This window comes from Streptomyces sp. NPDC040545 (genome assembly GCF_055595065.1).
In genome coordinates, this window is the sequence record NZ_JBVIWA010000003.1 from 428,142 (window position 1) to 450,067 (window position 21,926).

Below are 21,926 nucleotides of genomic sequence, written 5' to 3' on the forward strand. Positions count from 1 at the left end.
GAAGGGGCGAGCGCTGATGTCCGACGACAGAGCCGAACGCATCGCGGACTTCATCGAGCCGCTACGGGTGCGACCGGGTTCGAAGGTGCATCTGGAACGGGACTTCGATCCCCGCTACAAGGCCGGCATGAAGAAGCGGGACGGGATCGAGCTGCTGCGGACCGGCATATCGCTGCTCGCCGAGTACCAGGAGCGGCTGGCCGCCCAGGACACGTACGGTGTAGTGGTCGCCCTCCAGGCGCTCGACGCCGGAGGCAAGGACGGGACGATCCGCCACGTGATGAGCGGCGTCAACCCCCAGGGCGTACGGGTCAGCAGCTTCAAGGTGCCCTCCTCCGAGGAACTCGACCACGACTACCTGTGGCGCTACGCCCGGCGGCTGCCCGCACGCGGCGAGATCGCCATCTTCAACCGCTCGCACTACGAGGAGGTCCTCGTCGTACGGGTCCACCCCGAGGTCCTCCTGCGGCAGAAGCTGCCCGAGGACGTGCTCGGGCCGGACATCTGGGACCGGCGCTACCGGGAGATCAACCGCTGGGAGCACTACCTCACGGACAACGGGTTCAAGGTGGTGAAGATCTTCCTGAACCTGTCCAAGGAGGAGCAGCGCACCCGCTTCCTCAAGCGGATCGACCTGCCGGAGAAGAACTGGAAGTTCTCCGCCGCCGACGTCCGCGAGCGGCGCCGGTGGGACGAGTACCAGCACGCGTTCTCCGAGATGCTGTCGGCCACGAGCACGAAGTGGGCGCCGTGGTACGTCGTGCCGGCGGACCGGAAGTGGTTCGCACGGATCTGCGCGGCGGCGGTCCTCGCCCACACCCTGATGGACATCGATCCGCAGTACCCCGATGTGGGCGAGGAGGCCCGCAAGGATCTCCTCGTCACGAAGCGGAGCCTGGAGCGGGAGGCTCCGGCCGGCGCCCCGGTCGATCCGTACGCCGCCCGGCACGGCAAGCCGAAGGGCAAGCCGCAGAAGAAGCGTGGCTAGCGGCCCGCGGACGGCGCGCGGCCGGCCCGGACGCGTCCGCGGCCCCGGATCGGAGGCACAACCATGACGGTACGGTCGGATTCCGTGGCGCAGCCGCCCCGGGCTGCCGGGGACGGCTGGTACGCGCGCTCCCCCGAAGAGGTCGTGGCGGCGTTCGGTGCCGATCCCGCGACCGGCCTGTCCGCGGCGCGGGCCGCGGAACTCCTGGCAGCGCACGGTCCCAACGCCCTGCCCGAGGAGCAGCGGACACCGGCCTGGCGCCGCTTCCTCGCCCAGTACCGCAGTTACATGCAGATCGTCCTGGTGGCCGCGGCGATCGTCTCGCTGGTCATCCAGGAGTGGACCACCGCGATCCTGCTGATCGTGCTGACGCTGCTGAACGCGGTCGTGGGCCTGCGCCAGGAGGGCAAGGCCGAGAGCGCCATGAACGCGCTGAAGTCGATGATGAAGACGACGGCCCGGGTGCGCAGGGACGGCAGGGAGGCCGAGGTCCCCGCCGAACAGCTCGTCGGCGGTGATGTCGTGCTCATCTCCGCCGGCGATCAGGTGCCGGCGGATGGACGTCTCATCGAGGCCAGCGCCCTGCAGATCGACGAGTCGGCGCTGACCGGCGAGAGCGTTCCCGCCGCGAAGGAGACCGGCCCGCTGCAGGGCGGCCGGCTGTCGCCCGGCGACCAGACCAACACGGCGTTCATGAACACCCCGGTCACCCATGGCAGCGGCCTCATGATCGTCACCGCGACGGGCGCGGACACCGAGCTCGGCAAGATCTCCGGAATGCTGTCGGCCACCGAGAAGGAAGTGCCGCCGCTGACCAAGGAGCTCGACCGGCTGACCCTGTGGATCACGGGGGCGGCGGGCCTCACCATGATCGTGATGTTCGCCCTGGGGCGTCAGCGGGACCAGGCCTGGGACGTGCTGTTCGTCAGCGCGGTCTCGCTGGCCATCGCGGCCATCCCCGAGGCCCTGCCGACCGTGACCCAGGCGATCCTGTCCGTCGGGAGCCTGAACCTGGCGAAGCGGAACGCCATCGTCAAGGAACTGCCGTCGGTGGAGACGCTGGCGTTCACCTCGGCGATCAACTCGGACAAGACCGGCACCCTGACGATGAACCAGATGACGGCCGTCGAAGTGCTGAGCCCCACCGCCCGGTACACCGTGTCGGGCACGGGCTACGGACTCGCGGGGAAGGTCCACCACGCCGCCGGGTCCGCCGCGGGGATCGAGGACGCGATCCTGCCGTACGTGGTGGCCAGCGACGCCAAGCTGGTGGGCGGCGAGGTGGTGGGCGATCCGACCGAGGGGGCGCTGCTGGTGCTCGCGCACAAGGCGGGCCTGGACACCGACGCCACCCGGGACGCCCTCCCCCGGCTCGCCACCTTGCCGTTCGACCCCGAGTACAAGCTGATGGCCACCTTCCACTCGGCGGTCGACGACTCCGGACGGCAGGTCGTGCGCTGCTTCGTCAAAGGAGCGGCCCCCGCGGTGATGGCGCGGGCCGCCACCGCGCTCGCGGCGGGCGAGACCGTCCCGTGGGACGCCGCTCTGCTCCGCCGGGCCGAGGAGCAGAGCGGGCGGATGGGCGGCGAGGGGCGGCGGGTGATGGCCGCGGCCATGCGTGACCTGGACCCGGAAGGCTTCGATCCGGAGGGCGACCTGCTCGCGTACGTCACCGGGCTGCGGATGACCAGTCTCGTCGGGATGGTCGATCCGCCCCGTGAGGAGGCCAAGGCCGCGGTGGCCGCCGCGCAGGCGGCGCACATCCGGGTCCGCCTGGTGACCGGGGACGACGTCACCACCGGGGCGGCGATCGCCCGGCAGATCGGGATCCCCGGCGAGGCCGTTCTGGGCTCCGATTTCGCCGCCATGAGCGAGGAGGAGCAGCTCGCCCGCATCGAGGGGATCGGTGTGGTGGGGCGGGTCGCCCCGGAGCACAAGGTGCTGCTCGCGAACACGCTGAAGAAGAAGGGCGAGGTCGTGGCGATGACCGGGGACGGCGTCAACGACGCTCCCGCCATCAAGGCGGCCGACATCGGTATCGCCATGGGCAGCGGCACGGACGTGGCCAAGAACGCCGGCCGCATGATCCTCTCCGACGACAACTTCGCCACCATCGTCTACGCCGTCGAGCAGGGCCGGACGATCTACGACAACCTCACCAAGTACATCCGGTTCGTCCTGCTCCTGCTGGTCACGTTCGTGCTGACGTTCCTCGGAGCCACCGTCTTCAACATCGCCGCCGGTGAGCCGTTCACCCCGCCGCAGGTGCTGTGGATCCACTTCGTCGTCAACGCCTCCTTCGGCTTCGCGCTGGGCTTCGACCGGGAGAGCGCCGGGCTCATGCGGCGCCGGCCGCGTCCGCGCGGAGAATCGGTGCTCACCCGCCCCGTACTGGTCACCGTCGGGCTCGGCGGGCTGGCGATCACCGTCCTCCTGCTCGGCCTGATCACGCTCGGCGAGAGGCACTTCGGCGACGTCGAGATCGGCCGGTCGATCGCGTTCACGGCCTTCTCCCTCTGCCTGATCGTGGCGGCGTTCGAGTGCCGCAGCGAGACGGACTCCGTGCTGACGACGTCCACGTTCGACAGCAGGCAGATGAACTGGGTCGCCCTGGCCCAGTTCGTGCTCTCCGTGCTGGTGACCCAGATGGACGGCTTCCAGCGCGTCCTCGGGACGACCGAGATCGACGCGCGGCAGTTCGGCTGGGCGCTGCTGGCCGCCGTCGTACTCCTGCTCGTGTGGGAACTCGGCAAGCTCGTGGCCCGCCGGTCGAAGGCCTCGTCGAGTACCGCGTCGAGTACCGCGTGAGGAAGGCCGTTCCATGACCACCCGGCACGACGGCCACGGGGTGCTCTCCCGCTTCCGGGCGGTTCCCGGGATCCGCGCGGTGTCGTCCTACCGGCGCGAGTGGCTGCCCAAGGACCTGGTCGCGGGAGTCGTCCTGACGACGCTTCTGGTGCCGCAGGGCATGGCCTACGCCGAGCTGGCGGGCCTGCCGGCCATCACCGGCCTGTACACGACGATCCTCTGCATGCTCGGGTACGCGGTGTTCGGGCCGTCCCGGATCCTGGTGCTGGGCCCGGACTCCTCGCTGGGTCCGATGATCGCCGCCACCGTACTGCCCCTGGTGGCGGCCGGCGGGGATCCCGACCGGGCCGTCGCGCTCGCGTCGATGCTCGCGGTCATGGTGGCGGCCATCATGATCCTGGCCTCGGTGGCGAAGCTCGGCTTCATCGCCGACCTGATCTCCAAACCGACGATGATCGGCTACATGAACGGCCTGGCCCTGACCATCCTCATCGGCCAGCTCCCCAAGCTGCTCGGCTTCAAGGTCGAGGCGGACAACCTGATCGGCGAGTGTGCCGGCCTCGTGCGGATGATCGCCGACGGGGCGGTGGTACCGGCCGCCGCCGCCGTGGGCCTCGGCGGGATCGTCCTGATCCTGGTCCTGCAGCGCTTCCTGCCGAAGGTTCCCGCGGTGCTCGTGATGGTGGTCCTGGCGATCGCCGCGGCCGCCGTCTTCGATCTGGACGAGCACGGCGTGGGCCTGGTCGGGGTACTCCCCGAGGGCTTCCCGCCGTTCACCGTCCCCGACGTGGGGCTCGCCGACCTCGCGCCGCTGCTCGGCGGTGCACTGGGCATCGCCCTGGTCTCGCTGGCCGACACGATCTCCAACGCGTCCGCCTTCGCGGCCCGCACCGGCCAGGAGGTCCGCGGCAACCAGGAGATGGCGGGCGTCGGTGCGGCCAACCTGGCGGCCGCCCTCTTCCAGGGCTTCCCCGTCAGCAGCAGCGGCTCCCGGACGGCGGTGGCGGAGCGGGCGGGGGCCCGGAGCCAGCTCACCGGGGTCGTCGGGGCGGCGCTCATCGTCCTCATGCTCGTGGTGGCTCCGGGTCTGTTCCGCGACCTCCCCCAGCCGGCCCTCGCGGCCGTGGTCATCACCGCGTCGCTGTCCCTCGCGGACATCCCGGGGGCCGTGCGGCTCTGGCAGCAGCGCCGGGCGGAATTCCTGCTCTGCTGCGCGGCCTTCGCCGGCGTGGCCCTGCTCGGCGTGCTGCCCGGCATCGCCATCGCCGTGGCCCTGTCGGTACTCAACGTCTTCCGGCGGACCTGGTGGCCGTACGACACCGTGCTGGGGCGGGTCCCGGGCCTGGAGGGCTACCACGACATCCGCTCGTACCCGCACGCCGAGCACCTGCCGGGCCTGGTGATCTACCGGTTCGACGCCCCGCTCATCTTCGCCAACGCCAAGACCTTCCGGGACGAGGTCAGACGGCTGGCCGGGGCGGACCCGCGGCCGAGCTGGATCGTGGTCGCGGCGGAGCCGATGACGGACGTGGACACCACCGCCGCCGACATGCTGGAAGAGCTCGACGAGGCGCTCAACGCGGACGGTGTGCACCTCGTGTTCGCCGAGCTCAAGGACCCGGTGCGACGGAAGATCGAGCGGTACGAACTCACCCGGACCATCGACCCCCGGCACTTCTTCCCCACCGTGGAGGCTGCGGTCGCCGCCTTCCGGCTGCGCACCGGAGCGCAGTGGTCCGCACCGGGCCCCGAGGAGGCCGCCGATCCCCCGCCCGCCGGCCCGAAATGACGGCCCGCGCCCCGGATGGCACGACCGGCGGGGCCAGAGGACCATGGCCGTGGAGGACGCCATGAGCCAGGACCCGCCGGAACCTCCCGCACAGGACGAACCGGTACGCAGGCACCGCCTGCTGCGCCGCCTGACGCTGCCCGGCTGCTGGGGCGCGCTCCTCCTGGCCTGCCTGTCCTTCACCCCGTCACTGCTCCCCCGCGGCGGCGTACTCCAGGGCCTGATCTGCGGCATCAGCGCGGCCATCGGCTACGGGCTGGGCGTGGTCGCCGCCTACGTGTGGCGCGCCTTCGCCGACCGGGACGCGCGCAGCCCCTCGCGCCGGTCGCGGCTCGTCCTGATCGTCAGCGCAGTGGTGCTGTTCGGCGTCTCGTTCGGGCTCGGCCAGTACTGGCAGCACGAGATCCGGCTGCTCATGAGGGTCACCGACTACAACGTCCTGTTCACCGTCGCCTGCCCCTTCGTCGCCGCCCTCGTCTTCCTGCTCCTGCTCCTGGCCGGGCGGGGGCTCCGGGCCCTGTACCACCGGGCCGCCGGCCTGCTCGGGCGCTGGATCGGCAGGCGCGCGGCGCGGGTGGTCGGCTGGCTCCTGGTGGCGGGCCTGGCGTGGGCCGCGTTCTCCGGACTGCTGCTGAACGGCTTCGTGAACGCGTCCAACGAGGCCTTCTCGCTGCGTGACACGGAGACCCCGGAAGGCGTGCACCAGCCCACGTCGGCGCTGCGCTCGGGAGGGCCCGGCTCGCTGGTGCCGTGGGACTCACTGGGCCGGGAGGGCCGGGCGTTCGCCGACGGAGGACCCTCGGCCCAGGAGATCGGCGCGTTCACCCACCGTACGGCGCAGGAGCCCATCCGGGCGTACGCCGGGCTGGAGACCTCCGACGACACGGAGACCCGGGCGGCCCGGGCGGTCGCGGACCTCGAACGGGCGGGCGGCTTCACCCGCGAGAACCTGCTCGTGATGACCACCACGGGCAGCGGCTGGGTCGATCCCGCCGCTGTGGACTCGTTCGAGTACCTGGGCAACGGCGACGCGGCCACCGTGGCGATCCAGTACTCGTACCTGCCGTCGTGGATGTCGTACCTGGTGGACCAGTCCAAGGCGCGCGCGGCCGGCCGCGATCTCTTCGACGCGGTCTACGACACATGGTCCAAGCTGCCTGCGGACCGGCGCCCGCGCCTGTTCGTGGCGGGTGAGAGCCTGGGGTCGTTCGGCGGTGAGACGGCCTTCAGCGGGGAGGCCGACCTGCGCAACCGCACCGCCGGCACCGTGTTCGCCGGCCCGCCCAACTTCAACACGCTGTTCCGCGAGTTCAGCGACCACCGCGACGCGGGCAGTCCCGAGATCGAACCCGTCTACCGGGAGGGACGGACCGTCCGGTTCACCGACGACCCGGCCACCGGGACCCCTCCGGCGGACCGGCCGTGGGACGGCCCGCGGGTGCTCTACCTGATGCACCCGTCCGACCCGATCGTCTGGTGGAGCCCGAGCCTGGCCCTCACCGAGCCCGACTGGATCGGGGAGCGGCCCGGCTCCGACGTGCTCGAATCCATGGTCTGGATTCCGTTCGTGACCTTCTGGCAGGTCACGGCCGACCTGCCGTTCTCGACCGGCGTACCGGACGGCCACGGCCACACGTACAAGGCCGCGTACGTCGACGCCTGGAACGATGTCATGCGGCCCGGCGGATTCACCGCGCAGGACCTGAACGAGCTGAAGGGCATCGTCTCGCCGCAGAAGTGATCCCACCCCACCGCCGGTCAGCGCAGCAGGTACCCGACGAGGTAGCCGAAGGCGTTGACCGCCCAGTGCAGTCCCATGGGAGCCAGCAGGCTGCCGCTGCGGCGGCGCAGTTCGCAGAACAGGACGCCGGCCGCCGCCGTGAACAGCACGGCGCCCAGCACCGCCAGCACGGCCCCGAGCCCGGAGTCGCCGACGGCCGAGTTCACGGCCGGTTTCGCGGTCGCCAGGTGGAGCGACGGCAGCACGTGCCACAGCCCGAACAGCAGACTCGACACGGCGGTCGCACGGAGCGCCCCGCGGACGCGCCGCACGAGGCCGTAGAGCACGCCGCGGAAGGCGATCTCCTCCACCAGGACCGTGCCGACGGGCACCAGCACGAACGCGCGGAGCATCACCTCGCCGCCGTCCATCGCCTCGTACCGCCGGTCCTCGAACAGCCCCCTGGTGGCCGGCAGCAGGGCCCCGGCCAGGTAGACGACGCCTACCAGGCCGATCAGGACCAGTGCCCAACGGGCACCGCGGGCCAGCGTGCCCCGAGCCAGACCCGCGTCGGCGAGGGTGCCGCCGGCCCAGCGGAGCACACCGAGCAGCAGGCCGCTGACCACGACGGCCGTCACCAGGCCCCACAGGCCCGTCCAGCGGTGCAGGGCCAGGTTGGCGGCGACGAGGACGGCCACCGCGACTCCCACGGCCGGCCAGGTACCGATGCGTCGCGGGAGCCGAAGGTGTCGCCGCCCGGCGTCATCAGCGGTGCTGCGGGGCATGCGAACCCACCTCGGTCATGACGACAGGTCAGTCGGGTTCATCTTGCACGCCCGGCCGTCGGCAATGGGGCAGCGCCGCCGCGAACCGCTGTCTCAGTAGTCGATGCGGTCGGTCTTGGCCACCCACGCGTCGAACGGCGCCGTACGGTGGGGCAGGTCCAGGTGCTCGATCGCCAACGGCCACTTCGACGCGGGCTGCTTTTCGAACAGGTCGTAGAACTTGCGGTCGTCGAAACCCGCCACCGCGGCGTCGTGGCGGTCGGCGGAGAAGACGATCCGGTCGACCCGCGCCCACAGCGCCGACGAAAGGCACATCGGACACGGTTCGCACGAGGTCACCAAGACGCAGCCTTCGAGCGAGAAGGTGTCCAGCTCCTGGCAGGCGGCACGCATCGCGGTCACCTCGGCGTGGGCGGTCGGGTCCAGGGTGGAGGTGACCTGGTTGTTCCCGATCGCCACGATCTCACCGCCCTTGACGACCAGGGCGCCGAACGGCCCGCCGCCGTTCGCCACGCTGTTCGTGGCCAGTCTGATCGCCTCGTCCAGCCAGGTGCGCTTGAGGTCCTGGATGTTCACTTCTTGGGTGTGCGCGGTCACGGTCACTCCTTGGGAGACGGTGGGGGTATTCCCTGGTGTTCTGCCCGTACGGGACATGGGCCAGGGGCGACAGGTGGGTCTCGCGGGTGCCGCTTCGGGGCCGGTGTCCGGGGATCGGCGCGGTCGGCGGGACCCGCGGGAGATCGCTACGGCTGACGGCCGGCGATGTGCTCCGGTGCGACCGGGGTGCGGGGCAGGACGGTGACGCCTGGATCGAGCCAGGCCCTGACGAGCAGCCGGACGGACAACGTCTCGCTCAAGGCTCCCTCTCCCCCGCTTCGTTGCATCGTGTGTGAAGGAGTACACAGGCAAGCGAGCGGAGTCAGGCAGGGACGGAAGACATGAAAACGTACCCTGGCTGAAACCTACTCTTCGTGCAGATCTACAAAACCCTTCTCCAGGGCGTGACATGACCTCTGGTCAATAGTCCAGCGGAAGCCTGAACGCGGTCGAGTGCGGGATCGACAGGGCGCCGAGGCCGAGCAGGGCGTGGCGGTGGTCACGCAGAGCGGGGACGCGGACGGCGAGTTCCTGGGGATCATCAGTCGACGTCTTCCATCTGGAGCGTCACGGGGCTGGCGAGAGCGCCGGCATCCGGATGCGGCGCCGCGCTGGCCTGGTCACCGCGTCGGCGAAACCGCGGTAGTGGTCGTTGCCCTCGTCGATGACGAGCTTGTGCGCGCCCGGCAGCGTCCGCTGGGCGGGGGCGCCGTCAGCCGATGCCCAGCACGACCGGACCGCCCGACCGGTCGACCCGGTCGGTCCACCCCGGCGGGAGTCTCAGCGACCGCGACGGCGTCATCCGGACCGCGAAGCGCCGTCGCCACAGGAGCCGCCCGTCCTGGGCGGCCGTCAGCACCGGGGCGGTCAGCGGCTCGCCCGACCGCAGCAGCAGCAGCGGCCGCCCCCCGATGTCGGTGAGCCGGTTCGGCGCCACCCACAGCAGCGGGGCCCGGACGACCAGCGGTGGACCGGGCTCCGGCCACGGCGCACCCGAGAGGTGGGCGAGGACAGGGGCCGCGGCGGCGGCGCCCTCCGCGGCCGCGGTGGCGGCGCGTTCGACGCCGTGGAGGGCGTTGCCGACCGCGAAGACCCCCGGCACCGAGGTACGGAACGACCCGTCCACGGAAGGACCGCGGGTGCCGGTGTCCACGGCGATGCCGCCGCGGCGCGCCAGCTCGTGGTCGGGGATCCAGTCGCCGGTGAAGACCACCGTGTCGCACGCGAGGACCCCGCGGCGGCCGTCCGCGTGGCGCACGGCCACGCCCGACAGGCGCCCCCGGCCGCGCAGTTCGACCACCGTCGTGGCGGTGAGCAGCGGAACTCCCGGCACGGCGGCGCCGCGGGAGCGTTCCGTGACCACGGCCACCACCTCCGTTCCCGCCCGGCGCAGGGTGCGTACGGCATGCCGGGCCACCGGCTCGGCGCCCACCACGACGGCCCGTCGGCCGATGTCCTGGCCGTACAGGTGGACCGACTGCTGCAGCTCCCCGGTGGTCAGCACGCCCGCCGGCCGGGACCCCGGCACCAGCCGGGCGCTGCGGGGGCGCTCGCGGGCGCCGGTGGCGAGGACGACGGCCCGGGCCGTGATCCGCTCCAGGCCCGCCGGGCTCGTGGTCTCCAGGGTCTGCGGGCCGGCCCAGCCGGTGGCGCTGACACCGGTACGGACCGTCGCCCCGGCCACCGTCGCCGCCCGCACGGCCCGCCGTGCGTACGCCGGTCCGGTGAGCCGGCGGAGTACGGGCCCCCCGAATCCGCCGTGGTGGCAGTGGCGCGGCACGCCGCCCGCGTCCTGTTCGCGCTCCAGGACCTCGACGTGGCCCGCGCCCGCGCGGGCGAGGCGGGCGGCCAGGGCCAGTCCGGCGGGACCGGCGCCGACGACCAGGACGTCGACCGTACGGTCCCGGCTCATCCGCGGGCCTCCTCGAACAGCGCGCGGACGGCGGCCCCGCAGTGGAAGCCCTGGCAGCGGCCCGCCCGTGCGCGGGTGCGCCGCCGCAGGCCGTCCGGCGAGGCGGGCGGGACGGCCGAGGCGAGCGCGTCGCGGATCTCCCCGCGCGTCACGCGCTCGCAGTGGCAGACGATCCGGCCGTACTCCGGGTCCTTCGCGATCAGCTCGGCGTCGCGGTAGGGCCGCAGGAACGCCTCGCCCAGGTTCGGCATCCGCACGGGCTCCGGCTCCCGGGCCCCGGCCACCGGCAGGCCGCCGTCTGCGAGCAGTTCCACGACGTGGGCGGCGATCGCCATCGAGGCGGTCAGTCCCGTCGAACGGATCCCGCCCACGGTGACGTACCGCTGCGCGGGGTGGGCGCGGATCGCGTAGTCGTCCTCGCCGGTGGCGGCCCGCAGGCCGGCGTACACGGCGGTGACCTCCTCCTCCAGGAGGGCCGGCAGGATCCGCCGCCCCTTCTCCCGCAGCAGCGCGAGCCCCTCGTCGGTCGATCCGGTGTCCGCCTTGTCGTCGAGGTCCTCGGCGGTCGGGCCGAGCATCACGTTCCCGTACACCGTCGGCGAGACCAGCACCCCCTTACCGAGGGCGCCCGGCACGGGCAGCAGGATGTGCCGTACCAGGCCGCGGGCGAGCTCGTCGAAGACGATGAGCTGGCCGCGCCGGGGCGTCACGGCGAAGTCCGCGTGGCCGAGGAGCCGGTCGATCTCGTCGGCGTACAGGCCGGCCGCGTTGACCAGGTGCCGGGTGCGCAGCGGGCCCCGGCTCGTGGCCAGGGTATGCGTTTCGGCCGAAGCAATGTTCTGTACACGGCAGTTGAGGTGGAGGTCGACGCCGGTGCGGACGGCCTGCGTGGCGTACGCGAGCGTGGTCGTCCAGGGGCAGATGATGGACTCCCCCGGCACCTCGAGCGCTCCCAGCACCCCGGGTCCGAGCTCCGGCTCGCGGGCCCGCACCTGCGCGGCCGGGACGATCCGGGCCGCGCGGTAGCCGTTGCGTACGGCCTTCTGCGCGAGCCCCGGCAGTGCGGCGAGCTGCTCCTCGTCCCAGGCGACGAGGAGCGCCCCGAGCGGCTCCACCGGGATGCCGGCGGCGTCGGCGTACGCGGAGAGCAGCCGGTGGCCCTCCCGGACGAGCCGGGACTCCAGGGAGCCGGGCACCGCGTCGAAACCGGTGTGCAGGATGGCGGTGTTGGCCTTCGAGGTGCCGTCCCCGACGTCGTCGGCCGCGTCGACCAGGGCGATCCGCAGCGGGAGCCGGGCCAGTTCGCGGGCGATCGCCGTGCCCACCACGCCGGCGCCGACGACCGTCACGTCGTACTCCCCGGCGGGCAGGGCGCCGCCGGTGGTCACGGCACCGCCTGCGGTACCGGTGGTGCCGGTCATGCCGGTGCGTCGCCGAGCAGGGCCGAGACGGCCGCGCGGAAGCGTGCGCGGCGCTCCGTCGCCTCCGCCGCGCCGGCCCGCGGCTCGTAGACGGCGGACGGCTTCCACTGCGGGACTGCCTCGGCGACGGTGAGCGAGGGATCGAGCCCGAGGCGGGCGACGGCGCCCACGCCGAGCGCGGTGACGTCCGGCAGCGCCGACACCTCCACGGGGATCCCGAGGAGGTCGGCCTGGGTCTGCATGAGCAGCGCGGAACGGGTCAGCCCGCCGTCGACGCGCAGGGCGGCGAGCGGGGCGCCGAGGTCCGCGGCGACCGCGTCCGCGAGCTCCGCCACCTGGGCGGCGATGCCGTCACACAGGGCGCGCACCAGATGCCCGGCGGTGGTGTCGAGGCCCAGACCGGTGACCGAGCCCCGCAGGTCACCCCGCCACCACGGAGCGGCGAGGCCGGCGAGCGCGGGGACGAAGGTGACGCCGCCCGCGTCCGGGACGCGCCCGCCCACGGTGTCGATGTCGCAGGCGCCGGAGATCACGCCGAGATCGGTGAGCCAGCGCACGGCGGAGGCGGCGGTGTACACCTGCCCGTCCAGGCAGTAGCTGGTCCGGCCGGCGAGCCGCCAGGCCACGCAGCCGACCAGTCCGGAGGTGCTGCGCAGGGGGCGCGGGCCGGTCTGCGCGAGGAGGAACGCGCCCGTGCCGTAGGTGCACTTGGCGGTGCCGGGCTCGGTCACGCTCTGGGCGAGCAGCGCGGCCTGCTGGTCCACGAGCAGTCCGGTCAGCGGAAGTTCGGGACCGAACGCGGTGGTGGTGCCGACGCGGGTGTCCGCGTCGACGACCTCCGGCAGCCGCTCACCGGAGAGGCCGAAGGCGTCGAGTGCCACGTCCGACCAGCGGGTGGTGTCGAGGTCGAGCAGCTGGGTGCGGCCGGCGGTCGCCGCGTCGGTGACGAACGCGCCGGTGAGGCGGTGCACGAGCCAGACGTCGCTGGTCGTCACGACGCCGCGCCGGGTCAGGTGGCGGCGTATCCAGGCCATCTTGGGGGCGGCGAAGTACGGGTCGAGCGGCAGGCCGGTCCTCTCCCGCAGGAAGGACGCGTGCGGGGCCAGTTCGGTGCAGAGCTGTTCGGCGCGCCGGTCCTGCCAGACGATCGCGTCGGTCAGGGGTTCCCCGGTCGCGGGGTCCCAGGCCAGAACGGTCTCGCCCTGGTTGGCGAGGCCCACCGCCACCACGGGCTCGCCCGCCGCCGCCAGCGCGGCGCGCCCGGCGTCGACGACCGAGTCCAGCAGCTCGCCGGGGGTGACCTCCACCCGGCCGCCCGGCAGATGGCGGGGCCGTACGGCGGCGGATCCGGAGCCGATGACCCCGCGTACCGGACAGACGACCAGTGCCTTGGTCCCCGAGGTGCCTTGATCGACAGCGAGCACCGGGCCCGTCATCACCACTCCGTCCCTGGTGTCGCCTTGATCGGACATCGGTCGGAAGCCTGCACCGGCCGACGTCACCCGTCAAGATCCGTCCGGAGCCGCCGCCCGGCACTGACGCATACTCATATGCTGATCGTGGCTTGATACTTACGTTCGAACAAGGATCTGGATGCGTATGCTCCTGATCGCCATATAGTGATCGCCGATCAACGGGCAGCGACATCGACCGTGGGTCAACGGCGGGGGTTCGACGAACAGTTCTCGCATGGTTCACGCATCCCTGGCACCGGGCACGGCTGCAACGCGGCAGCCGGCGGCCGGATGGACCCACCTTCCATGCGATCCGAGGACTGATGATCACGACCACCGCAGAACGCGCCCGCCCGGGCCGCCGCCCCTCGACCGGGACGAGGTGATGGCGGGCAGCGATTTCCGGCCCGTCTACCACCCGGCCGGCCACGACAAGGAGCTGCGTTCCGCCGCCCAGGACCTGCGCACCGGCCGTTGGGTCTCCATGGCGCGCTTACTCGAACGCACCGACAACTGGGGGCTGTGGACCCAGCGCACCCAGGTCCTCGCCGCCGTCTCCGCCGGCTCCGACGTGGTCCAGGCCTGGCGGGCCGAGGAACCGCACAGCGTGGCCGCACTCGTGATGCACACGCGCGTCTGCGTCGAACGCGCCGTCCGCGCCCACCGCGCCGGACACCCCCGCACCGGCGAGCTGTGGCAGGAAGCCTGGGCGACCTGCCGGGAGGCCGCCGGCATCAGCCCCGCGGACCCCGTGCCCTGGGTGTGCCTGCTCGCCCTGGCCCTCCTCGACGAGCAGCGCCAGATGGCCGAGCACCGGGTCGCACCGCCCGGTCCCATGCTGCCCACCGGCCCCTGGGGCATCCTCGCGGAGGTCGACAAGCGCGACCCGCACAACCGCGAGGCCTACCACCGCATGCTCCAGTTCGTGTACGCGGGCGCGCCCGGGCCGCTCTCCGAGGCCGCCAACTTCGTCCACTGGGCGTCCGGTTCCGCCCCGCCCGGATCCGCCGTGCACGTCCTGCCGCTCTACGTACGGGTCGAACGCTACCGCCGCGAACGCGGCCAGGAGCGGGCCCTGGACCTGCACTGGGTCGCCGAGGACGCCGTCCGCGACGCCCTGCACGCCCTGGGCACCTGGTTCGAGCACGCCGATCTGCCGCACGCCTCCCCGCTGGATCTGAACCAGCTCGCCCATGCCCTGTGGGGAGCCCTCCAGTTCGACGAGGCGGCCCGGGTCTTCGACGCCATCGGCCCGTACTGGACCACCCTGCCGTGGGCCCACCGGACCCGCGACCCGGCCGACCGCGCTCTGGCCGAGGAGGTGTTCCTGCAGGCCAGGTCCCGCAGCCTGGCCGGCCGGAACTGACCCCCGCCGCCCTCCCCCACGGCGCCGGCCCTCGCTCCACCCGCACCACCCAGGCCGCACCCGCACCCCAGGCTCCACCGTCCCCGTGCTTCACAGACCCCCGGAGGTACCGCCGTGTCCAGAACCGATTGGGCAGCCCGCCAGGACCGCAAGGCTCCACCCCAGCAGGACGAGGAACAGCGCCTCAGGGAACTCGGCTACCAGCCCGTCCTCGCCCGCCGGATGGGCGGCTTCGGCAACTTCGCCATCAGCTTCTCCGTCATATCCGTCCTCTCCGGCTGCATGACGCTGTACGGCTTCGGCATGGGCTCCGGCGGCCCGGCCGTGATGCTGTGGGGCTGGGTCGGCGTAGGCCTCTTCGTCCTCTGCGTGGGTCTCGCCCTGGCCGAGGTGACCAGTGCCTACCCCACCTCCGGTGCGCTCTACTACATGGCCGACCGGCTCGGCGGCCGCCGCTGGGGCTGGTACACCGGGTGGCTGAACCTGCTCGGCCTGCTCGGCGCCATCGCCGGCATCGACTACGGCGCGGCCCTGTTCACCGGCGCCTTCCTCAACCTCCGCTTCGGGTTCGTGCCCACCCCCGGCTCGACGTTCCTGATCTTCCTGTGCATCCTGCTGCTGCACGCCGCGCTCAACCTCTTCGGGGTCCGCCTCGTCAGCGTGCTCAACTCCATCAGCGTCTGGTGGCACCTGGGCGGCGTCGCCGTGATCGTCGGCGCCCTGGCCTTCATCCCCGACCACCACCGGTCGGCCTCGTTCGTCTTCACCGAGTTCGTCAACGACACCGGATGGGCCAACCCGTTCTACGTGGCGGCCGTCGGCCTGCTGCTCGCCCAGTACACCTTCTCCGGCTACGACGCCTCCGCGCACCTCTCGGAGGAGACCAGGGACGCCTCCGTCTCCGCCGCCAAGGGCATCGTCCGGGCCATCTGGGTCTCCTGGGTCGCCGGTTTCGCCCTGCTCGCCGGCCTCACCTTCGCCATCCAGGACTACGCGGCCGTCCAGGGCAGCGCCACCGGCGTCCCGCCCGCCCAGATCTTCATCGACGCGCTGGGCTCCGGCGGGGCCACCGCCCTGCTCCTCGTCGTCATCGTCGCGCAGCTCTTCTGCGGCAACGCCGAGGTCGCCGCCGCGAGCCGGATGGTCTTCGCGTTCAGCCGTGACAACGCGCTCCCCGGCTCCGCCCTGTGGCGCAAGGTCAGCGGCCGGACCCAGACGCCGGTGCCGGCTGTCTGGCTCTCCGTCGTCGTCGCGGGCGTACTGGCCCTCCCCTCGCTGTACTCCGCCACCGCCTACGGGGCCGTGACCGCCATCAACGTCATCGGCATCACCCCGGCCTACGCCATCCCGATCTACTTGCGCCTGCGCGCCGGGCACCGCTTCGAGCCCGGCCCCTGGAACCTGGGCCGCTGGAGCAAGCCGGTCGGCTGGATCGCCGTCGTCTGGGTGGCGCTCGTCACCGTCCTCTTCTGCCTGCCGCAGAAGTCCCCCGTCACCATCGACTCGATGAACTACGCCGTGATCGCCCTGGCGGTGGTCCTGGTCCTGGCCAGCGTCTGGTGGTACGTCGCCCGCCGCTCGTACGGCACCCCGGCGGCCTACGGCAACGCCCGCGAGCAGGCGGAGATCGCCGAAGACATCGTCTGACCCGGCCCGGCCGCCCCGGCCGGCCGCGCTCGCACCCGGCCCACGGGCACCCGGTGAGCGGCGGCCGGCCCCGCCCGGTTCGGCGGGCTGCCCCCGCGAGGACCGGGCCCCGGCCTACCGCCGGTCGGCGTACACGTCGCTGCGCGCGGCCCGATGCATTTCTACGCTGGGTGAATGAGCATCAGATCCTCTGGGCGCAGGACCGGCGCGGGCGCCGCGGCTCTCGCCATCGGCGCATCGGTCCTCCTTGCTCCGGCCGCCGCCGGCACCACGCCGGCCGAGCCGCTGCCGCCGCGGCCCGCCTCGGCCGTCGACGCATCGCTGTTGCACCGGTCCGGGACCCATGTACGGGCGCGGCAGGGGGCGCCCGCGCTACCGGACGACGTGTCCGCCCTGTCATGGCTCGTGGCGGACGCCGGGACGGGTGCGGTGCTCGCGGCCCACGACGCACACCGCCGACTGCCGCCGGCCAGCACCCTCAAGACCCTCTTCGCCCTCACGGCACTACCCCACCTGCCCGGCTCGGGCCGGCACACGGTCACCGAGGCCGAGCTGGACGACGTGCCGGAGGGGAGCAGCACGGTGGGCCTGTCCGCGGATCACACCTACCGGGTGGCCGACCTGTGGCGGGGTGTCTTCCTCAGCTCGGGCAACGACGCCGTGCACGTGCTGGCCGGGATGAACGGCGGCTGGGACGTCACGTCGGCGCAGATGCAGGCCAAGGCACGTGCCCTGGGGGCGCGGGACACCACCGTGGTATCCCCGGACGGCTTCGACGCGGACGGCCAGGCTTCCTCGGCCTACGATCTCGCCGTCTTCGGCCGTACGGGCCTCGCCGACCCCGCATTCGCCGAGTACGCGGCGACCGCCGACGCCCGCTTCCCCGGCGGCACCCACACCGACGGCAGTCCCACCTGGACGTACGGGATCGAGAACACCAACCGGCTGGTGACCGGTCAGGACGGGCTGGGCCGGTACCCGGGGATCATCGGTGTCAAGAACGGCTACACCTCCCAGGCGGGTTTCACGCTGATCGCGGCCGCCCGCCGGGAGGGCCGGACGCTGGTGGCGACGGTGATGAACCCCCAGTGGGGCGGCGCGAACGCCGTGTACGAGGAGGCGCGGTCCCTGCTGGACTGGGGATTCGCCGCGGCAGGACACGTGGATCCGGTCGGGTCGCTCGACCCTCCGGCGCCGCCGCAGACGCCCGAGGCGCCGCGCACCGTCGCCGCCGGCGCCCTCACGCCGGACCGGGTCCACGTGGGTGCGCCGATGGTCTACGGCTTGTCGGCCGCGTTCCTCGCCGCGGTGGCGGCCCTGGCCGGGGCAGCCGTCGTGCGACGCCGCCGAAGCCTGCCGTGACCCACGGCGCGCCGTACCCGGGATCCGGCACCCGAGGCCGGCGGCCTGCGGTCGGCGCGCGTGGGGCGGGGTCCGCTGCCAGGCTGGCGTCGTACAGGACCCGCGAACCCCGAGGTCGAGCCAACAGGGTGAACCGGGTGCGAAGTCGATGGTGATCATGAGGATTGCCTTGTGCCCGACGTCCTCGCGGCCGCGGCCTTCTACGGCACTGTGCTCGGACAGGGGCCCGAGGACGCGGAAGGCGTCGGCCGGCTCGCCGTCTGCCTCGACCCGTCGAACGCCGACTTCGTGGTCCTCACTCCGGTCCGCGGCTGCGGCCGGACGGCTGCGATCGCGGTGGACCTAAGTGGCGGCCCCGGGTGCGGGCGAGGCAGTCTGGACTCATGAGAGCGCCCTTGCGCTCGCCTCCGGGACCGCGAGCCGACGGCCACCACCAGGTCCTTTTCGTCTTGGCGGAGTGCGTGCCCTTCGCGATCGCCCTGATGGTGCTCCTCGTCGAGTTCACGCCCCTGCACAGCCTGTACACCGGTCCCCTGCTGGTCGCGACACCCGCGCTGGCCGCCGTGACGATGGGCCCCAGGGGCACGCTCGCGGCGGCGGCGGTGGCCGTCGGTGTCAGCGTGACCACCGCCAGCTACAACGGCGCGTGGGGCAGCCAGCAGGTCTACACGAACTTCCTCGCCCTGTTCCTGGTCACGGCGGCGAGCTTCATGACGAGCCGCTCCGCGCGTGCGCGCCAGGAGGGCGAGCTCGACCAGGTCCAGCGGATCGCCACCGCCGCCCAGGACGTCCTGCTGCGGCCGGTGCCGGCCCGGCTGGGTCCCGTCCGGGTGGCCAGCATGTACCTGGCGGCCGAGACGGGCGCGCAGATCGGCGGCGATCTGTACGACGTGGTGCAGACCCGGTACGGGGTCCGGATGATCGTCGGCGACGTCCGGGGCAAGGGCCTGCCCGCGGTACGGGCCGCCGCGGTCGTGCTGGGCGCGTTCCGGGAGTCCGCGCACTACGAGGACGACCTGGTGGAGGTCGTCCACCACTGCGGAGCGGCCCTGCGGCGGGACGCGGCGCTCGCGGGCGCGGCCGAAGGCGAAGACGCCCTCCTGGAAGACTTCGTCACGGCGCTCGTGGCCCAGATCCCGGACGGCCCCCGTATCGACGTGATCAACCGGGGCCATCCGCCGCCGCTGCTGCTGTGCGACGGCGCGGTCCAGCCCCTGATGCCCACCACCGACCTGCCGCCGCTCGGTCTGGAGGAATTCGTCAGCGGTCCCCCCGGACGGGCGGACAGCTATCCGTTCGCACGGGGGGACCGGCTGCTCCTGTACACCGACGGCGTCATCGAGGCCCGCGACCCGGACAACACCTTCTTCGACCTGGCCCGGGCCATGGTGACCATGCGCGACCACAGCCGGGAGGCGTTCCTGGAGGACCTGCACCAGGCATTGCTCCGCCACACCGAGAACCGCCTGGCTGACGACGCGGCGATCCTCGTGGTCGACCGGTGCGAGGACGAGGGGCACCGGCCGGCCGGAGGTCCGGCGTAGTGCCCGTGGAGTCGCCCGGACGGTCCCGGACGCGACAGCATGGAGTGAGGCCGTCGGCGAGATGCCCCGGGAGGAGGTGGTACGGACAGTGACCAGTCATCGCTTCTCGTTCTGCGGGGCTGAGCTCGCCGCTGTCTACGTGGTCGCCGACGAGGGCAGGGAACTCCATCTCGCCGAGCTGACCGGAAACCGCGGCGTCCTGTACGGACTGCCGGCGATCCTCGCCGTGGCCGGCCATTCGCCCGCCGCCAATGCCTTCCGCTCCGGCCGCCCGCTGTGGCTGGCGCCCAAGGAGCTCGCCGCGTTCATCGAGGAGGACCCCCACCACTTCCCCACCCGGGTGCGGGGCGGTCCGCCCAACTCTCCGGCCAGGATCTCGCTGGGCGCGCTGCCGCTGGGGTACGACGACCAGGAGCTCGGGTGCCTGGTCGTCGCCGGGCAGGCCGGGGACGGCTTCAGCGCCGACGACCGCAGCCTGCTGGAGCTCTACGCCGACCAGGTGGCCACGGGACTCGAATCGGTCGCCGCCCGCTTCTCCGGACGCAAGTCCCCGCAGGCCCATCTGGGGCAGTCGCTGGTGCCCGACCAGGGCGGCGCCTTCATCCTGGAACTGAGCACCGGCCGTATGGAGGCCCACGCGCACGTGCTGGAACTGCTCGGTCTGCCTCCGGGGCAGTTCGACGGGCAGGTGGAGACCCTGCTCGCCTGCGCCGTCCCCGACGACATGCCCGCGCTGATGGCGATCGTGGAACCGAACCGGCTGGCCGCCGCCGGACAGCAGCTGGCGTTCCGTATCCGCCGCCCGAACGGCGAGCTGCGCTGGCTGGGGCTGCGTTGCCGCGTGGAGGTGGACGCGGAGGGTACGCCGCGGCGCGTCCTGGGTGTGGTGGCCGATGCCACCTATCTGCGGCCCAGCGCCGACGAGGTGTCCCTCGTACAGCGGCTGTCGGCCACCCTGGCGGGAGCGGCGACCATCCGGGAGGTCAGCCGGCTGGTGGTCGCCGCGCTGCGCGAGCCGCTCGGCGCATCCCGGGTCGCGGTCGGCGAACTGGAGCCCGAACGCCTCATCGTCACCGCTCTCGCTCCTCCGGAGCCCGATGCCTGGCCCGAGGTCTGGCGCTCGGAATGGCGGTCCGAGTGGCCCGACGTGGCGCTCAGTGACCTGCCCACCCTGCAGAGCGCGCTGCGTGGCGGGCACTTGAGTCTTTGGCCGCCGGGGGCGGCTCTGGAGCCCGGCCTGCTGGGCGTCGGGCCCGGTGGCCTCGCGGTGCTGCCGCTGCCCGCCGACGGCCGGATGGTCGGGGTGTGTCTGGTGGGGTGGGACGAGGAGCACCGGTTCGGACCGGAGGAGCGGTCGCTTCTGACCGCGACCGCGGGGCTGGTGGGACAGGCGCTGGTGCGCGCGCACGCGCTAGACGCGGGTCACGAACTCGCCACCATGCTCCAGCGCAGCCTGCTGCCCCGTAAGCTCCCGGAGCTGCCGGGCGGGGTCGCTGTCGCCCGTTACCTGCCCGCGACCGCCGGACTCGAGGTCGGCGGCGACTGGTACGACGTCATTCCGCTCCGTGACGGGCATGTGGCCTTCGTCATCGGGGACGTGCAGGGGCACAGCGCGGGGGCCGCCACCATCATGGGCCAGATGCGTACGGCGGTCAGGGCCTACGCGGTGGAGGGGCACCCGCCCGATGTGGTGGTCGCGCGGGCCAACCGGCTGCTCGTCGGCATGGAGACCGATCTGTTCGCCACCTGCGGGTATGTGGACCTGGACATGGAGGAGGGAATCGCCAGGGTCGTCCGGGCCGGCCATCTGCCGCCGATCCTGCGTCATCCCGACGGCGTCGCCGAGGAGATGGTGGTCGAGGGCGGGCCTCCGCTGGGAGTGCTCGCGGAAGCGGAATTCCCCATGACCGAGGCGGGGCTGGTCCCCGGCTCCCTCCTCATGCTGCTGACGGACGGCCTGGTCGAGTCCGCCAGACTGTCGCTGGACGAGGGCATGCGGCGGGTGTGCGACGTCCTCGCGGCGGCCGACCCGGTCGACGTCGGAGGGGTCGCCGACGAGCTGGTCGTCGGCGTGGGCCGGCGCGACGACGACGTGGCCTTGCTGCTGCTGCGCTACGACGGCCAGGGGGACCGGCCGATGCGGGCCCACTGGACGGTGTGGCGGCTGCCCAACGCGGTCCTGCACGCGCGCCGCTTCACCGCGCGCGTCCTGCGGTCCTGGGGCGTGGTGGAGGAGCTCGACGAAGCGCTGCTGGTCGTGTCCGAGCTGGTCACCAATGCCATCGCGCACACGCAGGGCGAGGTGGGGATGGATCTGACCCTGTCGGCGGACCGGCTGCGGATCGCCGTGAACGACGCGTCGCCGCGCAGCCCCGTCAAACCGATCTGGGTGAGCTGGGAGTCGACCGGTGGCCGCGGGCTGCTCATCGTGGAGGCGACGGCCGCGGCCTGGGGCTCGGTGCCGCTCAGCGGCGGCAAGCAGGTGTGGGCCGAGATCCCCTGGCGCCGCGGTTCCTGACGCCCCGCGCGCAGC

Annotated in this window: 14 protein-coding genes and 1 pseudogene; 10 read left to right on the forward strand and 5 right to left on the reverse strand. The window is 72.7% G+C overall.

What is annotated here, in order from left to right:
• The first annotated feature begins 16 nt into the window (after positions 1-16).
• From ACZ573_RS10010 to ACZ573_RS10025, 4 genes are all read left to right on the forward strand, one after another.
• Entirely contained in the window at positions 17-988 is a 972-nt protein-coding gene (locus tag ACZ573_RS10010; RefSeq protein WP_471301563.1) for a polyphosphate kinase 2 family protein, read from the forward strand.
• A gap of 63 nt (positions 989-1,051) precedes the next feature.
• On the forward strand, positions 1,052-3,796 hold the full coding sequence (locus tag ACZ573_RS10015) for a cation-translocating P-type ATPase (RefSeq protein WP_471301565.1): 2,745 nt from the start codon (positions 1,052-1,054) through the stop codon (positions 3,794-3,796).
• A 13-nt stretch (positions 3,797-3,809) separates the two neighbouring features.
• Positions 3,810-5,585, forward strand: coding sequence for a SulP family inorganic anion transporter (locus tag ACZ573_RS10020; protein WP_471301567.1), 1,776 nt, complete (start codon positions 3,810-3,812; stop codon positions 5,583-5,585).
• A 61-nt stretch (positions 5,586-5,646) separates the two neighbouring features.
• Positions 5,647-7,326 carry an alpha/beta hydrolase gene (locus tag ACZ573_RS10025; RefSeq protein WP_471301570.1) on the forward strand — a complete coding sequence of 560 codons (1,680 nt, stop codon included), beginning with the start codon at positions 5,647-5,649 and terminating at the stop codon, positions 7,324-7,326.
• Positions 7,327-7,343: 17 nt separating this feature from the next.
• Here ACZ573_RS10025 and ACZ573_RS10030 read toward each other — a convergent pair whose 3' ends face one another.
• The 5 genes from ACZ573_RS10030 to ACZ573_RS10050 form a co-directional block, all read right to left on the reverse strand.
• The gene (locus ACZ573_RS10030; RefSeq protein ID WP_471301572.1) at positions 7,344-8,090 is read right to left on the reverse strand and encodes a lysostaphin resistance A-like protein; all 747 of its coding nucleotides are present in this window, start codon (positions 8,088-8,090) and stop codon (positions 7,344-7,346) included.
• Positions 8,091-8,183: 93 nt separating this feature from the next.
• Positions 8,184-8,693, reverse strand: coding sequence for a nucleoside deaminase (locus ACZ573_RS10035; RefSeq protein WP_471301575.1), 510 nt, complete (start codon positions 8,691-8,693; stop codon positions 8,184-8,186).
• Between the two features lie 706 nt (positions 8,694-9,399).
• Entirely contained in the window at positions 9,400-10,599 is a 1,200-nt protein-coding gene (locus tag ACZ573_RS10040; RefSeq protein WP_471301578.1) for an NAD(P)/FAD-dependent oxidoreductase, read from the reverse strand.
• Positions 10,596-12,020, reverse strand: a complete 1,425-nt coding sequence (locus tag ACZ573_RS10045; protein WP_471301581.1) for an FAD-dependent oxidoreductase — start codon at positions 12,018-12,020, stop codon at positions 10,596-10,598. Before ACZ573_RS10045 ends, ACZ573_RS10040 begins: the two co-directional genes overlap by 4 nt.
• A complete protein-coding gene (locus ACZ573_RS10050) occupies positions 12,017-13,456 on the reverse strand; it encodes an FGGY family carbohydrate kinase (protein WP_471301791.1) in 1,440 nt (479 codons plus the stop codon). The genes ACZ573_RS10045 and ACZ573_RS10050 overlap by 4 nt, the downstream gene beginning before the upstream one ends.
• Before the next feature lie 403 nt (positions 13,457-13,859).
• On the opposite strand from ACZ573_RS10050, the gene ACZ573_RS10055 reads away from it, so the two are divergent.
• The 6 genes and pseudogenes from ACZ573_RS10055 (at position 13,860) to ACZ573_RS10080 (ending at position 21,911) form a co-directional block, all read left to right on the forward strand.
• Entirely contained in the window at positions 13,860-14,840 is a 981-nt protein-coding gene (locus ACZ573_RS10055; RefSeq protein ID WP_471301583.1) for a hypothetical protein, read from the forward strand.
• A gap of 222 nt (positions 14,841-15,062) precedes the next feature.
• Complete coding sequence (locus ACZ573_RS10060; protein ID WP_471301793.1) at positions 15,063-16,487, forward strand: amino acid permease; 1,425 nt, start codon at positions 15,063-15,065, stop codon at positions 16,485-16,487.
• A gap of 174 nt (positions 16,488-16,661) precedes the next feature.
• Positions 16,662-17,849 carry a D-alanyl-D-alanine carboxypeptidase family protein gene (locus ACZ573_RS10065; protein ID WP_471301585.1) on the forward strand — a complete coding sequence of 396 codons (1,188 nt, stop codon included), beginning with the start codon at positions 16,662-16,664 and terminating at the stop codon, positions 17,847-17,849.
• 222 nt (positions 17,850-18,071) lie between these two features.
• Positions 18,072-18,161: pseudogene (locus ACZ573_RS10070) on the forward strand (VOC family protein); the annotation flags it as partial.
• 149 nt (positions 18,162-18,310) lie between these two features.
• The gene (locus ACZ573_RS10075) at positions 18,311-19,393 is read left to right on the forward strand and encodes a PP2C family protein-serine/threonine phosphatase (protein WP_471301588.1); all 1,083 of its coding nucleotides are present in this window, start codon (positions 18,311-18,313) and stop codon (positions 19,391-19,393) included.
• 61 nt (positions 19,394-19,454) lie between these two features.
• Complete coding sequence (locus ACZ573_RS10080) at positions 19,455-21,911, forward strand: SpoIIE family protein phosphatase (protein WP_471301590.1); 2,457 nt, start codon at positions 19,455-19,457, stop codon at positions 21,909-21,911.
• Positions 21,912-21,926: the final 15 nt, after the last annotated feature.

What these genes read in the sequence shown, in the direction of transcription:
- ACZ573_RS10010 (WP_471301563.1), top strand. Translation starts at nt 17, where the DNA reads ATGTCCGACGACAGAGCCGAACGCATCGCGGACTTCATCGAGCCGCTA.
- ACZ573_RS10015 (WP_471301565.1), top strand. Translation starts at nt 1,052, where the DNA reads ATGACGGTACGGTCGGATTCCGTGGCGCAGCCGCCCCGGGCTGCCGGG.
- ACZ573_RS10020 (WP_471301567.1), top strand. Translation starts at nt 3,810, where the DNA reads ATGACCACCCGGCACGACGGCCACGGGGTGCTCTCCCGCTTCCGGGCG.
- ACZ573_RS10025 (WP_471301570.1), top strand. Translation starts at nt 5,647, where the DNA reads ATGAGCCAGGACCCGCCGGAACCTCCCGCACAGGACGAACCGGTACGC.
- ACZ573_RS10030 (WP_471301572.1), bottom strand. Translation starts at nt 8,090, where the DNA reads ATGCCCCGCAGCACCGCTGATGACGCCGGGCGGCGACACCTTCGGCTC.
- ACZ573_RS10040 (WP_471301578.1), bottom strand. Translation starts at nt 10,599, where the DNA reads ATGAGCCGGGACCGTACGGTCGACGTCCTGGTCGTCGGCGCCGGTCCC.
- ACZ573_RS10045 (WP_471301581.1), bottom strand. Translation starts at nt 12,020, where the DNA reads ATGACCGGCACCACCGGTACCGCAGGCGGTGCCGTGACCACCGGCGGC.
- ACZ573_RS10050 (WP_471301791.1), bottom strand. Translation starts at nt 13,456, where the DNA reads ATGACGGGCCCGGTGCTCGCTGTCGATCAAGGCACCTCGGGGACCAAG.
- ACZ573_RS10055 (WP_471301583.1), top strand. Translation starts at nt 13,860, where the DNA reads ATGGCGGGCAGCGATTTCCGGCCCGTCTACCACCCGGCCGGCCACGAC.
- ACZ573_RS10060 (WP_471301793.1), top strand. Translation starts at nt 15,063, where the DNA reads ATGGGCGGCTTCGGCAACTTCGCCATCAGCTTCTCCGTCATATCCGTC.
- ACZ573_RS10065 (WP_471301585.1), top strand. Translation starts at nt 16,662, where the DNA reads ATGAGCATCAGATCCTCTGGGCGCAGGACCGGCGCGGGCGCCGCGGCT.
- ACZ573_RS10080 (WP_471301590.1), top strand. Translation starts at nt 19,455, where the DNA reads ATGCCCCGGGAGGAGGTGGTACGGACAGTGACCAGTCATCGCTTCTCG.